5 protein-coding genes are annotated in these 2,976 nt (G+C 42.0%); all 5 read right to left on the bottom strand.

Features of this window, described 5'->3' with window-relative positions; all coding sequences use genetic code 11:
- On the bottom strand, positions 1-620 hold a 620-nt coding region (locus tag QZ135_RS24830; protein ID WP_294615798.1), incomplete at its 3' end, for a metallophosphoesterase.
- A gap of 2 nt (positions 621-622) precedes the next feature.
- Entirely contained in the window at positions 623-1,654 is a 1,032-nt protein-coding gene (locus QZ135_RS24825; RefSeq protein WP_294615796.1) for a hypothetical protein, read from the bottom strand.
- Between the two features lie 11 nt (positions 1,655-1,665).
- The gene (locus QZ135_RS24820; protein WP_294615794.1) at positions 1,666-2,373 is read right to left on the bottom strand and encodes a hypothetical protein; all 708 of its coding nucleotides are present in this window, start codon (positions 2,371-2,373) and stop codon (positions 1,666-1,668) included.
- Between the two features lie 3 nt (positions 2,374-2,376).
- Positions 2,377-2,586, bottom strand: a complete 210-nt coding sequence (locus QZ135_RS24815; RefSeq protein WP_118421887.1) for a hypothetical protein — start codon at positions 2,584-2,586, stop codon at positions 2,377-2,379.
- Positions 2,586-2,861 (bottom strand): hypothetical protein, encoded by a 276-nt coding sequence (locus QZ135_RS24810; RefSeq protein WP_294615791.1) that lies wholly within the window; start codon positions 2,859-2,861, stop codon positions 2,586-2,588. Before QZ135_RS24810 ends, QZ135_RS24815 begins: the two co-directional genes overlap by 1 nt.
- Positions 2,862-2,976 lie beyond the last annotated feature (115 nt).

Raw genomic sequence — 2,976 nt, 5'->3', positions numbered from 1 at the left:
AACCAATCTATCTGCTGCTGTGAATATACAACCGAATACCGCGATGTGGCCGGAGAGCCAACAGTCACATACTCATATTCGTCAAATGCTATTATTCGAATGGTAGCGGAAGGCGTCGTTACATCCTTATACCAATAACTTGAGGTCTGCGAACCCATAGTCACATACTTTTCGCAAAATGGAGCAATATATGTATTCCTGGCACCGATCTGATCACTCCCGAAGTCATCGGCTACATCATGGTTGCCAAGCATCAACAAGAAGGGTTTATCACTTGCAAGAATGGTAGATTTCATTTCGCCGGTAAGCTGCAGGTCGCCGGTTATAATCGTAAAGGGAATATCGGTATTCTGACCCATCAATTCGATACACTTGGTTATTCCGTGATTGAACTTATGCGTATCTGATATATGCAGAAAGGTAAATGTACCACCACTACCATACGCCTGATTCATAAATTGCGTCAGTGTCATGCCATTCACATCCGCATTCGCCGGTATCATCCCTACGGCTTCACGCAGCGGACCTACATTAGTAAGATATACAGCATCCGACACCGTCACAGGCAGTGGCATGATGCTGTTCTTTTCATCCTTTAATTGCACTATTTTCTTGTTCATAATTACCCAGCTATACAGAGTTTAAAACCATTGTAAATCTTAAGGAAGCTCCTGTCGCTAATGCCGACATTCCAATAGTCAATACCTTCTTGCTTCGTTGAAAGAATATCCGTATCATCCACAATCAGCTTTGTAACATAATCATAATTTTCTGTGCTGGCAGCGCCATCCACCTCAACCAGCATCTTTGTAATCTTAGACACCGGAAATGACTCACAGCACGACCTTTTAACGCTATACTGGACACTGATGTAATTACTCATAAAGAATATGGCCGGTATAACAGGTGAATAATTCGCCTTCAACAGCCCTCCTATAAACACAGATTCCTTTCCTCCATACTGTACCACATTTCCTTCGTAGTACATCTTCGTTAATGTAAGATTCCCGCCCTGCGCTAAATTAGAAGAATAATTTAGTACTCCGGCAACTTCAGTCGTTATAACGCCATTCTGCACTATGACGTTCGTCAAGTTATCGCAGTCAAACATTTCATCAAGCGAATATAATTTAGCCACCACTCCGCCGTCACCTAATTTATATCCCAAGAAATCCAACTTCGGAGTAGTGCCCAACAAAGCAACGTGAGCATCGTATTCATCTTGGGTGGCCGAAGCAGTACCCTTCAATATAACACCGCCATCAGCAACCACCCTGTCACAATACTCCTGAATAACACGTGACACACCACCAGAATAATATGTTGCAGAAACGGTAATTTCAGCAAAAACAGATGTGTCATAGGTTGAAGTTGCACGAATGACAATCGGAGACTGATTTGCATTTTCCTTTATACTCAGAATACCGGCAGTACTGATATCTGCATACTCACTACCGGACTGGATACTCCACGTCACACCCCTTTGAGTCGTTGAAACAGGTAGATAAGTGACAGTATAAACGGAGGATATGCCATAAGGCGTAAGATCACCATTAATATTAAGACCTACCACACCGACTGTTTCAATCGGTGTAGGCTTTACGGATAAATGCTCACCCAAATTGGATGATGCGTAGATTGCTATACCAGACATATTATTTAGCTTTAAAAGTTATATACATTATCATTTATTACATCATATTCAAGACTGCCGGTTACTCCTGCCTGATTCAACACCTGGACGAAGTGGTTAGAAACTTTAGCGACATCAAACCCGTCGGTTGTGTAATTCATCACATCATCGCCGGTTGAATCGGGAAAGTGAAAACCATCCTCTTCTACTGAGATAAGGCTTGCTATCTTGTTGACTATTTCACTGGCCAACATGTTGGTTGTTACAGAACCGTTCTTCAGAATAAGAGAAACAAAATGCTTTGAGACTTGTGCTGCATCCAGCCCTGAGGATGTGTAATTCATCACATCCTTTCCGGTCAAGTCCGGGAAATGGTACCCTTCTTCCTCGACAGAGACAAGAGTAGAAATCTTTCCTACAATATCCTTAGCCAACACATCAACAGTAACAGAACCGGCACTCAAAATGAGAGAAACCAGATGCCGGGAAACCTTGGCAGCATCCAAGCCCTCAGCAGTATAATTCATCACATCCTTTCCAGTTGAATCGGAAAAATGAAAACCACCTTCTTCGACAGATGTCACCATCCCGGCAAGAAGTCCGAAAAAAGTCTTCAATGTTTTACTCTCGCCAATCAATTGCTGGATGACGCTAACCATCTGGTTAAACTCTTTCGCCGACAAACGTCCTTGGGAGTTCTTACCTTCATTCTCAACTTTAGTGCCTATATTCAGTTCCATAGTTTATTCTCCAAATATTAAAGAAAACGCATAAGGGAATCCCTTACTTTCCTGTTCAACCTTTCCACCTGGAGCGGAAAGCGCGTGCATTATCAGGTTCGTTTCAAGCATACTTGTATCAGCCATATCACTTTCAATACGGCTGATACGCGCATAAGTAGTATTACCTTGCTCATCCGTTGTACGGCTCAAAACAAACTTGATATACCCCATTAGTTACAATTCAACTGATTAATAATTTCACGCTTCACAGCAGCTATAAGCCGCGAGTTCTTCACTACAAGTTCAAGAGCCTTGCAGTAGCGTTCCGGGATTTCTACTTCACCTTTTGAATAGTAGATAGCTTTCGCCAGGTCTTCAAAGCCAATATCCAGCAAGATGCTGCCGTTGTACATCATTTCATTGCCGACTGTTTCGGCTGCATCGAAGGTTTGCTTTCCACCTTCGAACGAAGTCTGAGCTTCGATTTGTCTAAAATTAATTTTCATATTCTTATTAAATTATAATGTTACAAACTATTCCATGTTTCACCACCATCAGAAGTCCTGAAAATTCCGGTGGTAGATATTTTGAGACCATATTTTCCTGCAATCAAATTTGCAA

Origin of the sequence: uncultured Bacteroides sp., assembly GCF_905207245.1 — a bacterium.
Classification (GTDB): domain Bacteria; phylum Bacteroidota; class Bacteroidia; order Bacteroidales; family Bacteroidaceae; genus Bacteroides.
Note: the sequence above shows the minus strand (reverse complement) of the source record. Positions and strands in the feature narration are given on the sequence as shown.